Raw genomic sequence first — 19,827 nt, forward strand, 5'->3', positions numbered from 1 at the left:
CATCGGGATTTGCGTTTCCCTGTAGGAGCTGCCGAAGGCTGCGATCTTTTGCTTTTAAGCTTTGACACCGCCAAGCGGTGGCAGCTTCGCCAGCTTCAACGCCACCAGCAGGGCAATCAGCAACAACGCGCCAATAAACAGGCCGATGCCGTTCCACCCGCCCAGATGCCAGAACACCCCGCCCGCCGTCCCGGCAATGCTCGACCCGGCGTAATAACTGAACAGATACAGCGACGACGCCTGACCCTTGGCCGTCAACGCGCGCCGGCCGATCCAGCTGCTCGCCACCGAATGCGCGGCGAAGAAGCCGAAGGTGAACACCAGCATGCCGACGATCACCAGCAACAACGAGGTGAACATGGTCAGTGCCAGTCCGGCGAACATCAGCGCAATCGTCGCCCAGAGCACTTTGCGTCGCCCCAGTTTGTCCGCCAGCGAACCGATCTTCGCCGAGCTGTAGATCCCCGACAGGTAGACCACCGAGAGCAATCCGACAAATACCTGATCGAGGTTGTACGGCGCAGCCAGCAAGCGGTAGCCGATGTAGTTGAACAGCGTGACGAACGCGCCCATCAGCACGAACGCTTCAAGAAATAGCAGCGGCAGGCCGGCGTCGCGAAAGTGCATGGTGAAGCCGTCGAGCAGGCTGCGCGGGTGCAGCGAGCGGGCGCGGAAGTTGCGCGACTCCGGGAGGATCTTCCAGAACACCGCCGCCGCGACCAGCGCCAGACCGCCTATCACCACCATCGCCGTGTGCCAGCTGACGAAGTCGATCAGCACGCCGGTGATCAAGCGCCCGCTCATCCCGCCGATCGCGTTGCCGCCGATGTACAAACCCATCGCCAGGCCGATGTGCTGTGGATGGATTTCTTCGCTCAGATAGGTCATCGCCACCGCTGCCAGGCCGCTCAACGACAGGCCGATCAGCGCGCGCATGATCAATACGCCGTGCCAGCTCGGCATCATCGAACTGGCGATGGTGCACAACGCGGCAGCGAACAGCGCCGCGACCATCACTGGTTTACGGCCGATGCGGTCGGAGATCGGCCCGGTGATCAGCAGGCCGAAGGCCAACATGCCGGTTGCCACCGAGAGGATCAGACTGCTCTGCGCCGCGTTGATCCCGTATTCGTGGGACAGCAGCGGCATCATCGGTTGCACGCAATAGAGCAGCGCGAACGTCGCAAAGCCGCCACAGAACAGCGCCAGCACCGTGCGCATGAACGCCGGCGTGCCTTTTTCGATGTAGAACTCCTGCAGCTCGGCGAGGGCATCGTCGTCGGCTGCGGGCGGGATTTCGTGGGCAAGGGGCGCGACAGCAGTTTTCACTTCAGACCTCGGAAAGCACAGCCGGGCAGGCAATGAAAAAATCATATAGCTGGCTAATGTTTCTATCCAATATATTGTTCGACCTGTTTGATAGCTTCAGCGACCTAATGGAAATCCTATGGAACTGCGTCATCTGCGTTACTTCATCGCAGTCGCCGAAGAACTGCATTTCGGCCGGGCCGCACAGGTGCTGGGCATCTCCCAGCCACCACTGAGCCAGCAGATTCAGGCGCTGGAACAGCAGCTCGGCGCGCGCTTGTTCGAGCGCACCAATCGTCGGGTCGAGTTGAGCGAAGCGGGCAGGTTGTTTCTGCAAGAGGCGCGGCTGGTGCTGGCGCAGGTCGACAAGGCCGCGGATGTCGCCCGGCGTGCGCAACTTGGTGAGCTGGGTGAGTTGAAGATTGGCTTCACCTCGTCGGCGCCGTTCAATTCGACGATTCCGCAGGCGATTTTTTCTTTTCGTCAGCGCTTTCCGGCGGTGCATCTGAACCTGCGCGAAATGAGCAGCACCATGGTCGCCGATGCTCTGGTGGACGAGTCGATCGAAGTCGGCATCATGCGCCCGCTCGGATTGCCGGATTCGCTGAGTGTTGTGGAGTTGATGCGCGAGCCATTGGTGGCGGTGCTCAGTTCCAAGCATCCACTGGCCCAAGGCAGCGATGAAGGCCTGTTTCTATCGGCGCTGGCGCTGGAGCCATTCGTGTTTTTCCCGCGCAGCTATGGCAGCGGGCTCTATGCGCAACTGCTAAACCTGGCCCGTGACGCCGGCTTCAGCCCGCACTTCGCTCAAGAGGCTGGTGAGGCGATGACCATTATTGGTCTGGTGGCGGCGGGCTTGGGTGTATCGGTGCTGCCAGCGTCCTATCAACGCATGCGCATCGACGGCGTGGTCTACCGACCGCTGCTCGATCCCGAAGCGATCTCAGCGGTGTGGCTGGTGCAGCGCAAAGATCAGAAATCACCGATGGCCAAGGCGTTTGTCGAACTGCTTACCCGCAAGGTTGAGCCTCTGACGGTGTGAAGGCGGCTGGCGCTTTCGCGAGCAGGCTCGCTCCCACAGGGAAACGCATTCCAAGGTGGGAGCGAGCCTGCTCGCGAAGGCGTCGGCCCAAACATCACAGATTTCAGGGCAACCGCACCAGATCCCCCTTCAAAGCCACCCGGGTAACAAAAACTCCTGCCCGGCACTCGTAGGTATTCAAATCCTTGCGTACACGCTGGTCGTAGTAACTGACGATATTGACCACCGCATTCGCCCCGACCCGCTTGGCATCAGCCTGCAATTTGATCAGATTCGACTGCAACACCCATTCACACGAAGCCTGATCGCTCTTGTTGAAGCCGTTGGTTTTCAAATCACTGACCACCCCTTGGCGCAGCAACTGCTGAGTGCCCTGCGGCCCGTTGCCGATCAGGTAGAACTTCACACTGCCGTCCAGTCGCCCGGCGCGAATGGCGTCCGACAGCACGGTTTCGAAAGGCATGTACATGAGGTTGGTGGCATGGCTGGCACTTGGCAGCAGGGCGATAAGCGCAGCGGCCATCAGGGCTTTCACTTGCATGGTCATCTCCTTTGACGGTGAAAGAGACTGCGAGGGCAGGTGACGGTGCTGCGACCTGCATCAGCGAGTGTAGATGCTGCTGAATCACTGCAAATAAAAAGGGCGCCAAACGGCGCCCTTTGTCATTTCTGGCGTTTACTGAACCTTCGCCAGATCACCCTTCAGCGCAACGCCCGCCATGATCGCGCCGGCGTGGCATTCGTAGGTTTGCGCGTCCTTGCGCTCGTTGCGCTTGTAGAAGCTGACGATGTTGGTCACGGCGTTGGCGCCGGCGTTTTTCGCGGCCTGGTGCAGGCTGATGATTGCCGATTGGGCGACCCACTCGCAGGCGACTTCATCGGATTTGTTGAAGGCGTTGGTTTTCTTGTTGGTCACGGCGTCGGGGCTGACGACGGTGACTTTGCCGGCCGGGGTGTTGCCGGCCAGATAGAATTTCACGCTGCCATCGATCTTGCCGGAGCGGGTGGCTTCGGCGACGGCTTTGTCGAATGGCAGGTAGACCGCCGTGTCGCGGGCCTGGCTGACCGCTGGCAGGGCGCAGAGCAGCAGGGTAACGGCGGCGAATTTCTTGAAGTGCATGTAGGTCTCCTTGACCTGGATTGATTCGGTTATGCCCAGCGGCGGAAGATCAACGAAGTGTTGACGCCACCGAAAGCGAAGTTGTTGTTCATCACGTAGTCGTGGTGCATCTGACGAAATTCGCCGCGCAGGTAATCGAGCTTGCCGCAGTGCGGGTCGACCTCGTCGAGGTTGAAGGTGTGCACGTAACGGTCGCTGTTGAGCATCTCGATGCTGAACCATGACTCCAGCGCACCGCAGGCACCGAGGGTGTGGCCGAGAAAACTCTTCTGCGAGCTGATCGGCATGTGTTCGCCGAACAAGCTGCTGGTGGCCAACGTTTCGGCGATGTCGCCCTGTTCGGTCGCGGTGCCGTGGCCGTTCACATAGCCAATGGCGTCCGGACTGAGGCCGGCATCTTCCAGGGCCAGCTCCATGGCGCGGCGCATGGTGACCTGTTCCGGGCGGGTGGTGTGCTGGCCGTCGGCGTTGCTGCCGAAACCGACGATTTCCGCGTGAATGTGCGCGCCACGGGCGAGGGCGTGTTCCAGCTCCTCAAGCACGAGCATGCCGCCACCTTCACCAATCACCAGACCGTCGCGGCCCTTGTCGTACGGGCGTGGGCTGGTCTGTGGTGCATCGTTTTTCAAGCTGGTGGCGTAGAGCGCGTCAAACACCATGGCTTCAGTCGGGCACAGTTCTTCGGCACCGCCGGCGAGCATCAACGGCAGGCGGCCGAACTTGATTGCTTCGTAGGCGTAGCCGATGCCCTGGCTGCCGCTGGTGCAGGCGCTGGAGGTCGGGATCAGGCGGCCGGTGAGGCCGAAGAAAATGCTGATATTGGCGGCGGTGGTGTGCGGCATCATCCGCACGTAGGAGTTGGCGTTGAGCCCCTCGGCCACCGAGTTGAGCAGCATGTTGCCGAAGGCTTTGATTTCGTCAGTGCTACCGGTAGATGAACCACAAGCGACGCCCATGCGCCCGTCCTTGATCGATTCGTCACCGAGCAGGCCAGCATCGGCCAGAGCCTTTTCTGCTGCGCCGACCGCCAGTCGTGAAACTCGGCCCATGCTGCGCAACTGCTTGCGGGTCCAGTGCGACGGTACGAGGAAATCATCGATAGGTCCGGCCAGACGTGTGTTGAGTTCAGTGAAGCGATCCCACTCGTCCATGCGGCGAATGCCGCTGCGATTGGCCGCGAAATTGCCGGCGATGGTCGGCCAGTCGCTGCCCAGCGAGGTGATGCCGGCCATGCCGGTGACGACGACGCGCTTCATCAGCACAGGCCTCCGTTGACCGCCAGCACCTGGCGGGTGATGTACGAGGCTTCCGCCGACATCAGGAAATTTACCGCAGAGGCCACTTCTTCCGGGGTGCCCATGCGTTGCGCGGGGATCATTTTCATCAGTTCCTCCACCGGCACGTTTTCGTCGAGCATGGCCGTGTCGATCAGGCCAGGGGCGACGCAGTTAACGGTGATTTTGCGCTTGCCCAGCTCGATCGCCAATGCCTTAGCGGCGCCAATCACCCCGGCCTTCGAAGCGCTGTAGTTGACCTGGCCACGGTTGCCGATCAGGCCCGAAACCGAAGTAATGCACACGATGCGTCCGGCGGCGCGACGACGGATCATCGGCATCATCACCGGGTGCAGGACGTTGTAGAAACCGTCGAGGTTGGTGCGCAGGACCACGTCCCAATCGTCATCGCTCAGCGCCGGAAACGCGCCGTCGCGAGTCAGCCCGGCGTTGAGTACCACGCCGTAATAGGCGCCATGGTTTTCGACGTCGGCCTCGAGAATGCTTTTGCAGGTTTCACGGTCGGCGACGTCGAATTGCAGAATGCGTGCGCGGCGACCCAATGCTTCGATTTCGGCCTGCACCGCTTGGGCTTCGGTCATGCCGCTGCGGCAATGCAGGACGATGTCGTGCCCGGCTTGCGCCAGACGCAAGGCAATGGCGCGGCCGATGCCACGGCTGGAGCCGGTGACCAGTACGGATTCAGTCATCGTGCGACTCCTTTGTCTGTTGCAGATATTGGTTGGCTTGCGGCGGGCGGAACACGTTCAGCCGGGCGCTGGCATGTATGCCGTCGCCGTGGATATGGCATTCGAATACGCCCATGCCGTTGTCGTCTTCCAGTGAGCGCAGGCCGTGGATGGTCAGCTCGCTGCCGGCCGCAAAGGCTTCGACGTTGCACTCGAATTTGCGCGTGCCGAGCAGAAAGCCCAGCTCCGGCGGATTGCCTTTTTGCCGGGCGTGGCAACCGGCGAAAGCGGCGACGCTCTGCGCCATCAGCTCGACGCCGACCCACGCCGGCAGGCTGCCGTCGGGCAGGTTGAACAGGCCGTCGGGCTTGACCGTGAGGCGGGTGAAAATCTGCTCATCGTCGAAGCGCTCGATGGCGTCGATCAGGATCATGTCGCCGGCATGCGGCAGCAGTTCGGCGAGCGGCCAGTGGCTCATGGGGCGTCTCCGATAATCAGGCTGACGTTGTTGCCGCCGAAGGCAAACGAGTTGCTCATCAGGTAGCGCGGTGCAATGGACGTCAGGCGTTCGCTCGCGGTCACCCACTTGAGCGGCGGCAGCGCGGGATCGGCCTGGCCGTCCCAGATATGCGGCGGTAACGCCTGCTCAGGGTTGTCGGCACTCAGGCTCAGCCAGCAGAACGCCGCTTCCAGCGCGCCGGCAGCGCCGAGGGTGTGACCGGTCAGCGGCTTGGTTGACGAGCAGGCGACGCCTTGGGGAAACAGCGCCGCGACCGCCAGACTTTCCATCGCGTCGTTGTGCTGGGTCGCGGTGCCGTGCAGGTTCAGGTAGTTGATTTGCGCGGCTTGCAGATGCGCGCGGCCAAGGGCTTTCTGCATCGCTTGCAGAGCGCCGCGACCGCTCGGCTCCGGCGCGGAAATATGGTGCGCATCCGAGCTGGCGCCCGTCCCCAGCAGGGCGATTCCCGGGCCTTCGCCGCGCTGTTTGCTCATCACGAACAGCACCGCTGCCTCGCCGATATTGATGCCGTTGCGGTTGGCGGAGAACGGATTGCAGCGCTCATCTGAAACGGCTTCCAGCGAAGAGAAACCGTTCAGCGTGAGCTTGCACAGACTGTCGACGCCGCCGCACAGTACCGCGTCGCACAAGCCCAGATCGAGCAGGCGCTGAGCGCTCATCAGCGCGCGGGCGCTGGAGGTACAGGCGGTGGAAATCACGTAGGCCGGGCCGCTCAGTTGCAGCCATTCGGCGAGAAAATTCGCCGGGGCGCCGAGTTCCTGTTGGCGATAGTCGTACTCGCGGGGAAATTGCTGTTCGCGGATGTAATGCGCCAGACCCCGGCTGGCCTCGTCGATGCCCGAGGTGCTGGTGCCTAGCACCACGCCTATGCGCTCGCGGCCGAAGGTCTGGATCGCACGATCGATGTCGTCTCGAATCTGCAGCGCGGCTTCCAGCAGCAGCTGATTGTTGCGACTGCTGTGCTCGACCAGGTCCGTAGGGATCGCCGCCAATTCACCGTGTACGCCAGCCACAGGCAGTTCACGTTCGGCGACCCAGCCGGACTCGCGGCGCATCCCCGAACAGTCGCCGGCGAACAGATTGCGCGCGACTTCAGACTTGTCGCGGCCCAGGGCGCAGATCACGCCGAGGGCATTCAGGTAAGCGGTCATGGCGTCGATTCACCTAACTGGGAAACGCGATAGTGCGGGCCTTGGGGCAGATTCAATTGGAAGCTCAACGGTTGTGAATAGCGGATGTTCCAGCGCGCCGGCAGTGAACGCTGATCGGCCTGTTGTCGGGCGTCGGGATAATTGCGCAGCAGCTCGGCAGGAGGCGTCAAGGCGAACAGCAGTGCGGCGAACAACTCCCGCGCCTCGGGATTGGGCGGCAGCAGACCGTCGGCCTGCCAATGCCCATCGATCAGTTGCTGACGGGCTTGGGGAATACCCAGCGGATCCATCATCGACCAACGCGTGCCGGCGCCTTCGCGCTGGATCACCAGCAGCCAGTCCTGACGTTGCCCGGCTTGCTCGCGCTCAATGTGCAGTTGCAGCGGCAGAGGCAGCGTCGGGTTGGCCGCTGGCAGCGGTGGCTGGCTGGCGCAGGCACTCAACAGCAAGGCTGACAAAACGATCGCCAGCCATGCAGCAAACCCTGTGGGAGCGAGCCTGCTCGCGAATGCCATCTGACATTCGCCACTTTGGCTGACTGATACACCGCTTTCGCGAGCAGGCTCGCTCCCACAGGGTTTCAGGTGTTCAGATCGATAGCCGTACATCAGACAGATTCCTGCAATGGCTTGCGCGCGACGATGTTTACCAGCGTCTCTTCGCGCTCACCGAATGGCTTGGGTTTGCTCAACCCCAGCCGCTCCAGCAAACCAAAATCCTTCGACCGGCTCCACCACAGATACGGGTAGGAAACATTGCGCTCGGCAAACTCGAAGCCCTGCTCGCGGATCATCTGCAGGTAGCCGGCGGCGCTCTTCTGCACATGCATCGGATGGCGGAACAGCCAGCGAATCACCCAAGTATCAATGTAAGCCTCGGTGGATTCGGCGAACAGCAGATAGCCGCCCGGCTTGAGCACGCGATAGAACTCGGCCAAAGCCTTTTCCTGCTCGACCAGATGATGGAAGGTCTGGTGGCAGAACAGCAGGTCGACGCTGGCATCGGCGACGTTGAGCGTGGCGCAATCGCTGCCGATCAACTCGACTGGCATGCCCAGGCGGGTGGCCTCTTCGGCGCTGAGTTGCAAACTGTGCGGGTCGGCGTCGACGCCGATCAGTCGCTGCGGGGCGAAGGTCTGACGCAGGTGGCCGAAGGACTTGCCCTGACCGCAACCGGCGTCGAGCAGCACCGGGTGTTCCGGCAGCGGCTCACTGAATAATCCACGCAAATCGTTGATCGCCACGCGCAGCACATGGTGCTGCCAGGTGTGGCTGCGCAAGAACCAGAGACCGAAGCGGGTTTCCTCGACGTAACTGTCGCTCAAGTAATTCATGAGGCGTCCTGCGCGCAGAGTTGGGAAATCATCTTCAGCCGGCGCCGCGCTTCACTGACGAACGGGTTGCGCTCGTCCCAGGCGTAACCGGCGAGGATCGAGCAGATCATCCGGCGAATTTCCGCTTGGCTGTCCTCATAGAAAATCACGTCCTGGAAGGTGCCGGCGTACCAGCCTTCGACGTAGCAACGGAAGGTATCGACGCCGCGTTTCAACGGTTCGGCAAATTCGCTTTGCCAGTCCACCGTTTCACCCTGCAACTGGCGGTGCAGCACGCCGGCAGCCATGCTCGCCGAACGCATGGCGATGGTCACGCCGGAGGAGAATACCGGGTCAAGGAATTCTGCGGCGTTGCCCAGCAGCGCGAAGCCCGGGCCGTGCAGGGATTTCACGTTGGCCGCATAGCCGCCGAGGGTGCGCGCCGGGGTGTCCCAGACCGCGTTGTTCAGAACCCCGGCGAGGCTCGGCGTCTCGGCGATGAAGCTGCGCAGGCAGGCATCGAGATCGCTGTCGCGACCCCGGAAATGTTCCTCAGCCGCGACCACGCCTACCGAGCAGCGGCCATTGCAGAACGGGATGGTCCAGAACCACACATCGCGATGCTCGGGATGGGTGGTGACGAGGATCTTTTCACGGTCGAACGCCGGGTTGTCGATGTGATCTTCGACATGGGTGAACACGGCCTGACGCACCGGGAAATTCGAAGGTGCTTCGAGGTCGAGCAAGCGCGACAGCACGCGGCCGTAGCCGCTGGCGTCCAGGACGAAATCGGCTTCGACGCGGTACTCGCTGCCATCTTCGCGGCGCACATCGAGTTGTGGTTTCGCCTGATCGAAATCGACGCTGACAATCGCATCGCCATAACGGATTTCCGCACCTTGCAATGCTGCTTGATCGGCCAGCAACTTGTCGAAATCGGCGCGCTGCACCTGGAACGTGGTCGGCTTGCCGGCGGTGAAAGTGTCGCCAAAATCGAAGGCGCTGTAGCGCTCGCCCCAGGCAAACGCCGCGCCGGTCTTGCGCTGGAACCCGGCGGCGTTGACGGCGTCGAGCATGCCGGCTTCTTCGACGAAATCCAGGCAGTGGCTGAGCAGGCTTTCGCCGATGGAGAAGCGTGGGAAGTGCTGGCGCTCGAGCACCAGCACATCGTGGCCCTTGCGTTTGAGCAGGGCTGCGGCGATAGCACCGGACGGGCCGGCACCGATGATCACGACCTGACGGGATTCCATTTCAACGATTGGCACGTGAGCTCCGGGGCAAGGGACTGTTCAGATTCAGGGGCGCGCGATGCAGACCGATAAGGGCCGGCAGCAGCGTCGCGATCAGACCCATCAGCATCAGCGCGAAATACAGCGCGGGGGTGATGAGTTGTTGTTGCAATAGCAGGTTGAGAAAGACGATTTCGCTCAGGCCGCGAATGTTCAGCAGCACGCTTTCGCGCCAGCGGCTGGCGCCAGCGAACGAGGCGCCCGCCCAACCGAGGCCGAGCCAGTTGCCGAGCAGTTTACTGGCAATCGGCAACAGCAGCAGCGCCGCCCATTGCCCGGCGTCGAGGCTGGCGAGGGCGCTGTGCACGTCGATTTGAACGATGCCGAACGTGAGGATCAGCGGGATCGCGATCCATGTCTGCAAACGGCTCATCCAGCGCGCCGGCAACGGCAGCACCAACGGCACTTTCAACAGCGCCATGCACAGCAGGTAGCCGATGCCGAAAATCAGCGCGTTGAGTTTGTAATGCTCGGCCATGACCAGCAACGCGAAGAAGCCGAGGCTGTAGGTCAGCGGGCGACGCGCGCGCAGCAGGTGCAAAAGCAGCGGCACGCCGGCCATGGCCACAGGCAGCAACAGGCTGCTCAGGTGCAGGCTGCCTTGGGCTAGGCCGAACAGCGTCCAGCAAGTCAGATCGATAAGGATCGCGGTCTGCACCAGCCGCCGCGTGGCAGCGGGCGGGTAATCGATATGACGCAGGTACAGGTACAACACCGGGATCGCGGTAATGGCGAAGACCAGTCCGATGGCCAGTGCGCTGAGCCACGGCTGCGTCGGCAGCAACCAGTACGCGACCGCCAGCCCGCAAGCGAACGGCACAGCGAAACTCGGCACAGCGATTTTTACGCTCTGGCGATCCAGACGTAGATCGATGACATCGCTGAGAATGTGCCCGAGCAGCAAGGCGAAGCTCAGGCTGTAGAGGTTTTTCAGCCAGTCAGGGGCGATCAGTTGCGCGCCGCTGAGCTGCCAGCCCGGTTCGATCCAGAAGTACATCAGCAACGGCAAGCCGAAGCTCGCCAGCAGCAACTGGCTGACGATCGGAATCAGGCCGAAGTGACGGCCGACCCGGGTCGCCAGCGCAAACAGCGCCAAGGCCAGCAACCAGAAGCCGAAGATCATCATGCGGCTGGCTCCGCAACCGGTTCATGGCGCCCGGCCCACGGTGCGAGCATGAAGCTGAACGCCAGGCCGAGGCTTACCGACAGGCCGAAATTGCTCACCGCCGGCGTACTGGAGACCGCCAGCAGGCCGAACGATAGCCACGTGGTGACGGCGGCGAGCAAGGTGCCGAGCAGACTTACCGCCGCGCCGCCGACCTGTTCACGCATGAGGATTGCGTAATCGACGCTGATCGCCGTCACCAGCAACAGGCCGAACAGGCTGAACAGGGTCAGCGGCTGACCGAGCCAGCCAAGGCTGGCCAGACTGCACAGCGCCGCCAGCAGTGGCAGGGCGACGATACGCAACGCGCCAGTCAGGCCGAACGGCAGCATCAGCACCAGCACGATCAACACGCAGGAGGCCAGTTTCAGTTCGGCGGCGCTGATCTGCGTGGCGGCGAACACCTTGTTCAGGTCACCGAGGCGATCGACCAGCACCACTCCCGGCAAATCGAGTGCCTGCACGCGCAGCAATGACGGATTGTTCAAGCCCTGCAGGCTGGTGATTGCTGCGACGCCGTCTTCAGTCGGGCCAAGCCATAGCGTGCGATACGGCTCGCCGAGCGGGCCGGCCAGCGCGGCGTCAATGTCTTCGGCGGGCAGGGTCTGCAATTGCTGCAATTCGTTTTGCAACGCCGTCGCTGGCACGCCGAGATCGAGCAGCGGTTGCCAGAATGACGGCAGCTTGTTCAGTGATTCGCGCACTTGCTGTTGCTGGCTCGGCGCGCTGACCAGTTGATCGAGGGCCAGATAGCCTTGCAGCTTGTCGAGGTTGACCAGTTGCTGCAGGCGCTCGCTCAGCGCTGCCTGGCGCTCGAGCAATTGCTCCTGATTGGCCGCGCGGACGAGGAAAAACTGGCTGGTCGGTTGAAAACCGGTGATGCGCGCGATGGTCTGCGCTTCGTCGGTCAGATGCTGCGGCGCGCCAACCCATTGGCGAATGTCGTTTTTGCTCTGCAACTGCATCAAGCCGCCGATGCAGAAGGCAATCAGCAGCGCCAGCAGCGCGGGCGTGCGAATGCAACCGAGCAGCGCCTCACGCAGATGAATCAGGCGCTCGGCCAGGCGCAGCGGCCATTGCGCCGGGCGCAGTTGAACATTTTTCAGCAGCGCCGGCAGCAGGCAGACCGCCGACAGATAGGCACCGAGCAAGCCGGCGGCGGAGAACACGGCGATCTGCGTCAGCGCCGGGAACGGTGTCCAGGCCAGCGCCAGATAGCCGATAACGCTGGTGATCAGGCTCAGGGTCAGCCCCGGCAAGGTCAGGCGCAGGGCCGGCCAGCTGCGCCACGGCTTGAGACTCCAGCTTTTGGACAGATAGTGCAGCGGGTAATCGACGGCGACGCCGATCAGACTCGAACCGAGTACCAGCGTCATCACATGGATGTGGCCGAACAGCGCCACGCAGGCCACCGCGCCGAACAGCATGCCGACCAGCACCGGAACAAATGCCAGCAGCACGCCCCAGCGGCGAAACGCCAACAGCAGCAACAGCAGAATGCCGACCGTTGCGCCGCCGCCGACCCAGGTCATCTCCCGGGTGGCCTGTTGCTGACCGTTGGCGGCGTAGAGCAGGCCACTGGCGGCGAGCAACTGCACATCGCTTTGCGCCGCTTGTTCGCGGCTGTGCTTGAGTAGCTCTGCCACTTGCAACGGCAGGTTCATGTCGAAGGCGTTGCCGGTGGTGCGCGCACGCAACATCACCCAGCTCTTGCCGTCGGCATCGGCGACCAGTGCGCCGCTGCCAATGTCCAGTTGCACTGCGCCATGTTTCGGCTGGCTGTTCTGGATGCGTCCGGTCAGGCCCAGCCAATCGTCCTGGCTCGGCACCAGGGTAAAGCCGTTGAACGGATCGAACAGCGCCTGTACTCGCTGCTGGATGAACGCGTCGGGGTGCTTGCTGAGTAGCTGCCGATCATCCGCCGAGAGCATCGCAAGGCGTCCTTGCAGCAATTGCTTGCGCAGCGCCGGCAAGTCGGCTTGCAGGTTCCACTGCACGGTTTCGAACAGACCGCTGGCCTGCCATTGTTCGCCCAGTTGTTGAGCCATGGTCAGCGCTTGCTGGCGATCGGCGTGGCCGACCAGCACCAGCATTTCGCGATTGAGCGGTTCTTGCATGCGCTGTTCGGCGCGCAACTCCAGCGCGTCTGGATTGGTCCCGGGTACCAGCTCCATGAGATTGGCCGACAGCGGCGCACCGTCGCGCCACTGCCAGGCAGCCAGCACGACAACGGCCAGCAGCAGGCTCAGAAACAGCCAGGGCAGCTTGCGTTCACTCGGCAAAGTCATGTTGCTCCGCTTCGCTCAAGGGTTGCTCGGCCGTGCTGTCCTGCATGCGCAGCAGGGTGCTGTCGCCTTGGGTTTCCAGCAGCTCGATGGTTTGCACAAGGGCGCCGCCATCGATATTGATCTGCTGGAACACTTGCTTGAGCAGCATCGAACGCGGCGTCAGGGTCAGTTGCCACTGCTGCGCCGTGCCGCTCAGGGCCAGTTCGAAATCGCGCTGCAAACCGCTGCTGTCACCTTGCAGTACGGCGAGAAACAGCCGGTTCTGCTCGGCGCCGGCGCTCTTGTTCGGCAGCAGTTGCCAGCCGTTGGCGTCACGACGGGCGATGCCGTTGGCGGTGATGCGGTAATCCTGTTGCAGCGGAGTTTTCAACAGCCACAGCAGGCCATGATTTTTAGCGAGGACGAAGCTGCCCTTGCTGATCAGCGGCTGCGGCAGGGCGCGCAGGTGTTTTTCCTGGATGAACTGGCCGTGGATAACATCCGGTTTCGCCAGTTGTTCACTCAGTTGTTGCAGTTCGAAGGCATTGGCCCATGACGACACGGCCAGCAGCGTCAACGCGCCGAGGCTTCTATAAAACACATTCATCGCAGCATCCTTTCCACGGCATCGGTGAAGACTTTGGGTGAAGCCATTTGCATCTCGCGGCTGCTGACTTCGACGGCGACCTGCACGGAGCTGGCGCGGGTCAGGCGTTCGCCGGTCTGCAGGTAGGTGATCAGGTAATTGATCTTCAGACGGTTTTCCCACTCGACCAGACTGGCGCGCACGTTCAGCCGCTGGCCGAACACCGCGCCGCGCACGTAGCGAAGTTGCAGGTCGATGATCGGCCAGGCGTAACCCGAGTCGACCATGTGCGTGTAGTTATGGCCGATCTTGTCCAGCAGCGCACAGCGTGCCACTTCGAGATATTTGACGTAATGGCCGTGCCAGACCACGTGCATGGTGTCGACGTCGAAAAACGGCACGAGAATCTCGGTATCGGCGTGAAGCACTCCGGCACTACGCATGCAGCCTCCAGTGTTGCGCGGCGATGCGTTGCAGGCACAGGCGCAGTTCGCCTTCCAGCGCACGGTCTTCGATGACCGGCGGGAAGTCTTTGCCCAGCTCTTCGTGCATCGCTGCCAGTGCTGGCGGCAGCGGGCGCGCATCGGCGGCTTGAGCGCGCAGCCAAACGCCCTGATTGGCGGCGAGCAGCGTGGCGGCGGCGACCTGTTCTGTCAGCTCCAGCACGCGAATCGCATCACGGGCGGCGATGGTGCCCATGCTCACCTTGTCCTGGTTGTGGCACTCGGTGGAGCGCGAGAACACGCTGGCCGGCATGGTGTTTTTCAGCGCTTCGGCGGTCCAGGCGCTGGTGCCGATCTGCACGGCTTTGAAGCCATGGTTGATCATGGCCCGATCGGCGGGTGCGCCGGAGAGGTTGCTCGGCAAGCCGTGGTTGTAGCGCTCGTCGACCAGCAACGCCAATTGCCGATCGAGCAGATCGGCGACGTTGGCCACGAGGTTTTTCAGGCTGTCCATGGCAAAGGCAATGTGCCCGCCGTAGAAGTGCCCGCCATGCAGAACACGCTCGGCTTCGGCATCGATGATCGGGTTGTCGTTGGCGCTGTTCAGCTCGGTTTCGATGAAGCCGCGCAGCCAGTTCAGGCTGTCGGCCAACACGCCGAGCACATGCGGCGCGCAACGCAGCGAATAACGATCCTGCAGACGATGCAGTGGCGCGGTCGGCGCGTCGATTGCCAGATCCTTGCGCAGCCACGCGGCGACCTGCATCTGCCCCGGGTGCGGTTTGGCGGCGAACAGACGCTCGTCGAAGTGCTCCGGGTTGCCTTGCAGCGCGACGACATTGAGCGCGGTGATGCGCGTGGCCAGTTGCAGCAGGTAATCGGCGCGAGCGAAGGCGAGGCAGGCGAGGCCGGTCATCACCGCCGTGCCGTTCATCAGCGCCAGCGCCTCTTTCGGACGCAGCACCAGCGGCGTCCAGCCAAGCTCGCGATGCACGTCGGCAGCCTGACGACGTTCGCCACGGAACATCACTTCGCGCTCGCCGGACAGGGTTGCGGCGACATAGGAAAGAGGCGTCAGATCGCCGCTGGCGCCGACCGAACCCTCTTCGGGAATCAACGGCAGGATGTCGTATTCGAGAAACGCATGCAGACGCTCGAGCAGTTCGACGCGCACCCCGGAAACGCCGTGACACAACGACTGCAAACGCGCCGCCAGCACCGCGCGGGTTGCCTGCGCGTCGAGCAGTTTGCCCAGGCCGCAGCCGTGAAAAGTGTAGAGATGACGCGGCAGCGCCTCGACGTGATGCAGCGGCACCGCGACCACGCAGGAATCGCCGTAACCGGTGGTGACGCCGTAGATCACACCTTCCTTGTCCAGCAGCGAATCGAGAAACCGCGCGCCCTTGGCGATGCGCTCGCGATAGTCGGCGTCAGCCTGCAACTGCACGGGCGCCTGACGGTTGGACAGGGCCAGCACGTCTTCGATGCGCAAAGGGCGTTCGCCGAAGGTTACCGGCTCATGGGTTGGCGTCGTCATCGGTCTTCCAGAAAGGGTAAAAGTTAAACCATTGCTGCGGGGCTTCGAGGCAATAGTGACTCAGGCGCTGCGCGTAGCGAGTGGCCCACTGATGAATGACCTGCTCGCGCTCGCGGCGTGTCCACACCACCGCGTCGGCGAACGGTTCGAGAGTCAGGCGATAGTGGCCGTCGGGTTGCTTGAGGCACATCAGCAGATTGACCGGGCACTTGAGCAGGCCGGCCAGTAACCACGGGCCTTGCGGAAATGGCGCCGGGTGGCCGAGAAAATCCACCGTCACGCTGCGCCCGCCGTGCAGTGGCACGCGGTCACCGGCAATCGCCAGCCACTCGCCGCGTTCCAGCCGTTCATGCAGTTGCAGCATGATCACCGGGTCGAGTTCGCTGACCTGAATCAGGCGCAGATTGGTCGCCCCGGCCTCGCCAAGCAAGCGGTTGAATTGCTCGGCGTGCTTGGTGTGCACCAGCACGTTCATGGTGACCTTTTCGCCGATCTCCGCCAGCGCCCGGCACACTTCGAGATTGCCCAGATGCGCGCCGACCAGCAGTTGTCCGCGACTACCGCGCAACTGCTTGCGCAGCAGCGCCGGGTCGATGATTTCGATCTGCTCGATGCTCAACTTGCCGTTCCACACATCGAGCTTGTCGAGCAGCGAATCGGCAAATGTCATGAATTGGCCAAACACCCGCCAATGGCTCGGGCGCAGGTCGTCGCGCCGGCTCCACGCGGCCAGCCGCTGCTGGTACTGCCAGGCACTGCGCCGGGCGACCCGGCCGAAGAGGAAAAAATACAGGACGATGCCGTACAGCAACGGGCTGAGCAGGCGCCGTCCGAGGACTCTGGCGGCGAACGCGGTGAATTTCATCAGCAGGAAACTGCCGCGCTCTTCGCGGTCGGCCCAGTGCTTCTTGTCGACTTCTTCGCTCATGGTTTCCACCGCCGCCAGAGGATCACCGGCCAACGCAGCAACATGCCGAAAAACAGCCGCGTGTGCATGCTGGAAATCAGCGCGTTGTCGTGGAACAGGCGAAAGTGCGACACGCCGTCCAGCGGGTAATGCACGCTTGTCTGCAGCCAGCGCATCGGCTGATTGCGCCAGGCCAGCCGCACAAGAATGTCCGAGTCGAAATCCATGCGCTTGCCGACCTTGGCCGAGTCGATCACGGCCAGAGTCGGCGCCAGCGGATAAACACGGAAGCCGCACATCGAATCGCGAATCTGCAACGACAGGGTGTTGATCCAGACCATCACGTGGGTCAGGTAGCGCGCGTACAAACGCCCTTTCGGCACGCTCTCGTCGAACAGCGGATAGCCGCAGATCATCGCCTCGGGATGGCCGCGGGATTCGCCGACGAAGCGCGCGACGTCGTGCAAATCGTGCTGGCCGTCGGCATCGACCTGCAAGGCATGGCTGTAACCCAGACGCGAGGCTTCACGCAGACCGGTCATCACCGCGCCGCCCTTGCCCTGATTGGCCGTCAGGCGCACCAGAAAAACCCTGTCGCGCTCGGACAGGGTGTCGAGCACCCGCGCGCAGGACGGCTCGCTGGCATCGTCCACCAGAATGCACGGCAGACCTTGTGCGAGCAGGGCATCGACCACGGTGGTGATCGCGGTTTCGTGGTTGTACACCGGGATTACGGCGCAGGGGTTATGCATGGGCAGGCCCCAGGAGAATGCGTCCGCTGGAACAGGTCGCCGTGTCATTGCGATAAGCGAAATACAACTTGCCGCGCTCGGCATCGAAACGCAGATGCAGCTGGATTTCGTCACCCGGGCGCACCAGTTGCTGGAATTTCAGCACTTCCATTCCGGCAAACGCGCCGTCCAGCTTCAGCAACTGCCGACCCAGATTCAGCGCCCACTCCACCTGCACCACCCCGGGCAACACCGGCGCCTTGGGAAAATGCCCGCTGAAGTAGGCCAGGTCCGGCGGCACGCTGAGTTGCAGGCTCCACTCGCCGTCGCTTGCGCTTTGCTCCAGCACTTCGGGGGCTTTGGGTCGCGCGGCCAGCAGCAATGCTTCGACGTCGGCTTGCGCCAGTTTGCCCTGGCTGTTCAATGGCATCTGCCGCAGCAGGCGCCAGCGTCGGGGCAGGGCGAGGGCTTCGCAATGTTGGCTCAGATGTTTGCGCAGGGTTTCGGTCAGGTCGCGGCGACCGTGCTCGCGCAGGGCGAACAGGCCCGATTCGCTGAGCACCAGCAGCGCACCGAGCGAGGCGCGGTTTTCCTGGACCACACCGAGGCGCGCTTCGACGACCCAGTCATGGGCTGCCAAGGCCTGCTCGAGCATCGGCAGCGAGATGCGTTTTTCTTCCAGTTTGACGATGCGGTCCAGTCGCCCCAGCAGTTCGAAGCGACCATCGGCGGCAATGCGCGCGGCATCGGCGCTGTGTTCGACATGGCCGGCAGGCAGGTAAGGCGAGGCGATCAGCAGGGCGCCGTCGCTGTCCTGGCTCAGTTCGACGCCAGCAAACGGCCGCCACAACGAATCGCCCTGACGCCAGGCGATGCCGCCGGTTTCCGAGCTGCCGAGGATTTCCGTCGGCCATTGCTGCAAGCGCTGTTGCAGACTTTGCGCCGCTTCCGACGGCAACGCGCCCCCGGAGGAAAACACCCGGCGCACCGCGCTCAGGGCCGGCCAGTCGAGGTTGTCGCCCATGCGCTTGAGCAGCGCCGGGCTGGCGACCCAGGCGAAGGCCGGGTATTCGCGGCTGGCGCGCTGCAAGTCTTCGGAGAACGCCAGTTGCCGGCGCACGAACGGGCGCCCGGCGCACAATGGCCACAACACGCGAAACAGCAGGCCATAGATGTGTTGCGTGGCGACACTGCCGATGATGCAGGCTTCACCGAGGTCTGCGCCCCACAACTGTTCCAGCGCTTCGACCTCGTTGGCCAATTGGCGCAGGGTCTTGTCGATGCGCTTGGGCTCGCCGCTAGAGCCGGAAGTGCACAGGCTCAGGCGGCATTGATCGAGATCCAGTTGTGCACCGGGCAGTTCGGGCTGAGTGAAGTCGTCCAGCTGTGCATCGCCTGATTGATCGGTCAGCCATAGATCGACTTCCTGCGACCAGCGCTGACGCGTCTGCGCTTGCAGATCCGCCGGCAGCAACACGCTGACGCCGGCACGCCACGCGCCGAGCAGGGCGATGGCGAGGTCGGCGGCATCTTCCAGATGCACGGCCAGCCTTTTCACGCCTTGGCTTTGCAGACCCGCGGCGACGCTCAGGGCCTGCGCTCGCAGTTGCGTGTGATCGAGTGCCGGCGCCTGGCAGATCGCCCGTGCCGGCAGTGCCTTGAGCAACAGCTGCTCAAGTTTTATCCAATTCATGTACGGCCTCTTACCCGTTGTCGTATCAGCCATTCAATGGCAAACATCAGGCCGATCAATCCGTAGGAGATCAGGCCGGTGTACAACATCCACCAATCCAGCGGCGCCCACAGGGTGAGGAGGGCGGCGCACAAACCGTTGCAGAAGAAAAACACGCTCCAGGCCAGCGTGACCTTGCGCGTGTAGCGAATGGCAACCTGCGGCAGCTCCGGCTCACGCAAGCGCGCCAGACGCTCGACCATCGGCGGGCCGAATTTCAGGCTTGCGCCGAACAGCACCAGCATGAATGCGCTGATCAGCACCGGGTACCAGCGCAGCAGCTGCGGGCTGTCGAACACCGCGAGCAGCAGGCAGAAAACCATCGCCACGCACGCCATCCACAGGCTGCCCGGCTTGCGTTCGCCGGTCAGGGCTCGCGCCAGCCACAGGCTGCCCAACAGCAGCGCAAATTGCCACGGGGCGAAATGCTCCATGCCGAAATACACCGCAAAGGGGTACAGCAGACCGGCCAGCAGCAGGCCCAGGCCGATCAGTCGGCTCATGCGGCCGGTTGAACCAGACGGAACACCGCCTCGACCACGTCACCGACGGTGCGCACCGATTTGAACTCTTCGGCGGCGATTTTCTTGCCGGTCTGGCGTTTGATGTGATCGATCAGGTCGACGGCGTCGATGCTGTCGATTTCCAGATCCTGATACAGATTGGCTTCCATGCTTACACGGGCCGGATCCAGTTCGAACAGCTCGACCAGGGCATCGCGCAGGGTGTTGAAAATATCGTCACGAGTTTGCAT

21 protein-coding genes are annotated in these 19,827 nt (G+C 62.8%); 1 reads left to right on the forward strand and 20 read right to left on the reverse strand.

Going from position 1 to position 19,827, the window contains the following annotated elements; genetic code table 11:
* Window positions 1-54 precede the first annotated feature (54 nt).
* Window positions 55-1,329 (reverse strand): MFS transporter, encoded by a 1,275-nt coding sequence (locus FEE99_RS06500; RefSeq protein WP_041477577.1) that lies wholly within the window; start codon window positions 1,327-1,329, stop codon window positions 55-57.
* A gap of 118 nt (window positions 1,330-1,447) precedes the next feature.
* Here FEE99_RS06500 and FEE99_RS06505 point away from each other — a divergent pair, with 118 nt between their 5' ends.
* Window positions 1,448-2,350, forward strand: coding sequence for a LysR family transcriptional regulator (locus tag FEE99_RS06505; protein WP_041477578.1), 903 nt, complete (start codon window positions 1,448-1,450; stop codon window positions 2,348-2,350).
* A gap of 103 nt (window positions 2,351-2,453) precedes the next feature.
* Here the strand turns inward: FEE99_RS06505 and FEE99_RS06510 are convergent, their stop codons facing one another.
* The 19 genes from FEE99_RS06510 to FEE99_RS06600 all read right to left on the reverse strand — a co-directional run bounded on the left by FEE99_RS06510 (window position 2,454) and on the right by FEE99_RS06600 (window position 19,827).
* On the reverse strand, window positions 2,454-2,891 hold the full coding sequence (locus FEE99_RS06510) for a hypothetical protein (protein WP_041477579.1): 438 nt from the start codon (window positions 2,889-2,891) through the stop codon (window positions 2,454-2,456).
* Window positions 2,892-3,026: 135 nt separating this feature from the next.
* Entirely contained in the window at window positions 3,027-3,470 is a 444-nt protein-coding gene (locus FEE99_RS06515) for a hypothetical protein (RefSeq protein ID WP_041477580.1), read from the reverse strand.
* 29 nt (window positions 3,471-3,499) lie between these two features.
* Entirely contained in the window at window positions 3,500-4,726 is a 1,227-nt protein-coding gene (locus FEE99_RS06520) for a beta-ketoacyl-ACP synthase (RefSeq protein ID WP_041477581.1), read from the reverse strand.
* Window positions 4,726-5,454: a 3-oxoacyl-ACP reductase FabG gene (gene fabG / locus FEE99_RS06525; protein ID WP_041477582.1), complete on the reverse strand. Its 729-nt coding sequence runs from the start codon at window positions 5,452-5,454 to the stop codon at window positions 4,726-4,728. The genes FEE99_RS06520 and fabG overlap by 1 nt, the downstream gene beginning before the upstream one ends.
* Complete coding sequence (locus FEE99_RS06530; RefSeq protein ID WP_041477583.1) at window positions 5,447-5,911, reverse strand: hotdog family protein; 465 nt, start codon at window positions 5,909-5,911, stop codon at window positions 5,447-5,449. The genes fabG and FEE99_RS06530 overlap by 8 nt, the downstream gene beginning before the upstream one ends.
* Complete coding sequence (locus FEE99_RS06535; RefSeq protein WP_041477584.1) at window positions 5,908-7,104, reverse strand: beta-ketoacyl-[acyl-carrier-protein] synthase family protein; 1,197 nt, start codon at window positions 7,102-7,104, stop codon at window positions 5,908-5,910. Before FEE99_RS06535 ends, FEE99_RS06530 begins: the two co-directional genes overlap by 4 nt.
* Window positions 7,101-7,712, reverse strand: coding sequence for a hypothetical protein (locus FEE99_RS06540; RefSeq protein WP_177327007.1), 612 nt, complete (start codon window positions 7,710-7,712; stop codon window positions 7,101-7,103). Before FEE99_RS06540 ends, FEE99_RS06535 begins: the two co-directional genes overlap by 4 nt.
* On the reverse strand, window positions 7,712-8,437 hold the full coding sequence (locus FEE99_RS06545; protein ID WP_041477585.1) for a class I SAM-dependent methyltransferase: 726 nt from the start codon (window positions 8,435-8,437) through the stop codon (window positions 7,712-7,714). The genes FEE99_RS06540 and FEE99_RS06545 overlap by 1 nt, the downstream gene beginning before the upstream one ends.
* Complete coding sequence (locus tag FEE99_RS06550) at window positions 8,434-9,681, reverse strand: NAD(P)/FAD-dependent oxidoreductase (protein ID WP_041477586.1); 1,248 nt, start codon at window positions 9,679-9,681, stop codon at window positions 8,434-8,436. The genes FEE99_RS06545 and FEE99_RS06550 overlap by 4 nt, the downstream gene beginning before the upstream one ends.
* The gene (locus FEE99_RS06555) at window positions 9,668-10,831 is read right to left on the reverse strand and encodes a hypothetical protein (RefSeq protein WP_041477587.1); all 1,164 of its coding nucleotides are present in this window, start codon (window positions 10,829-10,831) and stop codon (window positions 9,668-9,670) included. Before FEE99_RS06555 ends, FEE99_RS06550 begins: the two co-directional genes overlap by 14 nt.
* Complete coding sequence (locus tag FEE99_RS06560) at window positions 10,828-13,158, reverse strand: MMPL family transporter (RefSeq protein WP_041477588.1); 2,331 nt, start codon at window positions 13,156-13,158, stop codon at window positions 10,828-10,830. The genes FEE99_RS06555 and FEE99_RS06560 overlap by 4 nt, the downstream gene beginning before the upstream one ends.
* Window positions 13,142-13,744, reverse strand: a complete 603-nt coding sequence (locus FEE99_RS06565) for an outer membrane lipoprotein carrier protein LolA (protein ID WP_041477589.1) — start codon at window positions 13,742-13,744, stop codon at window positions 13,142-13,144. Before FEE99_RS06565 ends, FEE99_RS06560 begins: the two co-directional genes overlap by 17 nt.
* A complete protein-coding gene (locus FEE99_RS06570; RefSeq protein ID WP_143979012.1) occupies window positions 13,741-14,166 on the reverse strand; it encodes an acyl-CoA thioesterase in 426 nt (141 codons plus the stop codon). Before FEE99_RS06570 ends, FEE99_RS06565 begins: the two co-directional genes overlap by 4 nt.
* Window positions 14,159-15,703: an HAL/PAL/TAL family ammonia-lyase gene (locus FEE99_RS06575; RefSeq protein WP_041477591.1), complete on the reverse strand. Its 1,545-nt coding sequence runs from the start codon at window positions 15,701-15,703 to the stop codon at window positions 14,159-14,161. Before FEE99_RS06575 ends, FEE99_RS06570 begins: the two co-directional genes overlap by 8 nt.
* A complete protein-coding gene (locus FEE99_RS06580) occupies window positions 15,684-16,631 on the reverse strand; it encodes an LpxL/LpxP family acyltransferase (protein ID WP_041477592.1) in 948 nt (315 codons plus the stop codon). The genes FEE99_RS06575 and FEE99_RS06580 overlap by 20 nt, the downstream gene beginning before the upstream one ends.
* Entirely contained in the window at window positions 16,628-17,362 is a 735-nt protein-coding gene (locus FEE99_RS06585; RefSeq protein ID WP_041477593.1) for a glycosyltransferase family 2 protein, read from the reverse strand. Before FEE99_RS06585 ends, FEE99_RS06580 begins: the two co-directional genes overlap by 4 nt.
* Window positions 17,355-19,034: an acyl-CoA synthetase family protein gene (locus FEE99_RS06590; protein WP_041477594.1), complete on the reverse strand. Its 1,680-nt coding sequence runs from the start codon at window positions 19,032-19,034 to the stop codon at window positions 17,355-17,357. The genes FEE99_RS06585 and FEE99_RS06590 overlap by 8 nt, the downstream gene beginning before the upstream one ends.
* Window positions 19,031-19,576 carry a COG4648 family protein gene (locus FEE99_RS06595; protein WP_041477595.1) on the reverse strand — a complete coding sequence of 182 codons (546 nt, stop codon included), beginning with the start codon at window positions 19,574-19,576 and terminating at the stop codon, window positions 19,031-19,033. Before FEE99_RS06595 ends, FEE99_RS06590 begins: the two co-directional genes overlap by 4 nt.
* The gene (locus FEE99_RS06600; RefSeq protein ID WP_041477596.1) at window positions 19,573-19,827 is read right to left on the reverse strand and encodes an acyl carrier protein; all 255 of its coding nucleotides are present in this window, start codon (window positions 19,825-19,827) and stop codon (window positions 19,573-19,575) included. The genes FEE99_RS06595 and FEE99_RS06600 overlap by 4 nt, the downstream gene beginning before the upstream one ends.

Source organism: Pseudomonas sp. ef1, from assembly GCF_007293365.2.
GTDB classification, from domain to species: domain Bacteria; phylum Pseudomonadota; class Gammaproteobacteria; order Pseudomonadales; family Pseudomonadaceae; genus Aquipseudomonas; species Aquipseudomonas siliginis.

What these genes read in the sequence shown, in the direction of transcription:
- FEE99_RS06545 (WP_041477585.1), bottom strand. Translation starts at nt 8,437, where the DNA reads ATGAATTACTTGAGCGACAGTTACGTCGAGGAAACCCGCTTCGGTCTC.
- FEE99_RS06530 (WP_041477583.1), bottom strand. Translation starts at nt 5,911, where the DNA reads ATGAGCCACTGGCCGCTCGCCGAACTGCTGCCGCATGCCGGCGACATG.
- FEE99_RS06580 (WP_041477592.1), bottom strand. Translation starts at nt 16,631, where the DNA reads ATGAGCGAAGAAGTCGACAAGAAGCACTGGGCCGACCGCGAAGAGCGC.
- FEE99_RS06595 (WP_041477595.1), bottom strand. Translation starts at nt 19,576, where the DNA reads ATGAGCCGACTGATCGGCCTGGGCCTGCTGCTGGCCGGTCTGCTGTAC.
- FEE99_RS06540 (WP_177327007.1), bottom strand. Translation starts at nt 7,712, where the DNA reads ATGTACGGCTATCGATCTGAACACCTGAAACCCTGTGGGAGCGAGCCT.
- FEE99_RS06510 (WP_041477579.1), bottom strand. Translation starts at nt 2,891, where the DNA reads ATGCAAGTGAAAGCCCTGATGGCCGCTGCGCTTATCGCCCTGCTGCCA.
- FEE99_RS06505 (WP_041477578.1), top strand. Translation starts at nt 1,448, where the DNA reads ATGGAACTGCGTCATCTGCGTTACTTCATCGCAGTCGCCGAAGAACTG.
- FEE99_RS06565 (WP_041477589.1), bottom strand. Translation starts at nt 13,744, where the DNA reads ATGAATGTGTTTTATAGAAGCCTCGGCGCGTTGACGCTGCTGGCCGTG.
- FEE99_RS06575 (WP_041477591.1), bottom strand. Translation starts at nt 15,703, where the DNA reads ATGACGACGCCAACCCATGAGCCGGTAACCTTCGGCGAACGCCCTTTG.
- FEE99_RS06515 (WP_041477580.1), bottom strand. Translation starts at nt 3,470, where the DNA reads ATGCACTTCAAGAAATTCGCCGCCGTTACCCTGCTGCTCTGCGCCCTG.
- FEE99_RS06535 (WP_041477584.1), bottom strand. Translation starts at nt 7,104, where the DNA reads ATGACCGCTTACCTGAATGCCCTCGGCGTGATCTGCGCCCTGGGCCGC.
- FEE99_RS06600 (WP_041477596.1), bottom strand. Translation starts at nt 19,827, where the DNA reads ATGCAAACTCGTGACGATATTTTCAACACCCTGCGCGATGCCCTGGTC.
- FEE99_RS06520 (WP_041477581.1), bottom strand. Translation starts at nt 4,726, where the DNA reads ATGAAGCGCGTCGTCGTCACCGGCATGGCCGGCATCACCTCGCTGGGC.
- fabG (WP_041477582.1), bottom strand. Translation starts at nt 5,454, where the DNA reads ATGACTGAATCCGTACTGGTCACCGGCTCCAGCCGTGGCATCGGCCGC.
- FEE99_RS06585 (WP_041477593.1), bottom strand. Translation starts at nt 17,362, where the DNA reads ATGCATAACCCCTGCGCCGTAATCCCGGTGTACAACCACGAAACCGCG.
- FEE99_RS06590 (WP_041477594.1), bottom strand. Translation starts at nt 19,034, where the DNA reads ATGAATTGGATAAAACTTGAGCAGCTGTTGCTCAAGGCACTGCCGGCA.
- FEE99_RS06555 (WP_041477587.1), bottom strand. Translation starts at nt 10,831, where the DNA reads ATGATGATCTTCGGCTTCTGGTTGCTGGCCTTGGCGCTGTTTGCGCTG.
- FEE99_RS06570 (WP_143979012.1), bottom strand. Translation starts at nt 14,166, where the DNA reads ATGCGTAGTGCCGGAGTGCTTCACGCCGATACCGAGATTCTCGTGCCG.
- FEE99_RS06560 (WP_041477588.1), bottom strand. Translation starts at nt 13,158, where the DNA reads ATGACTTTGCCGAGTGAACGCAAGCTGCCCTGGCTGTTTCTGAGCCTG.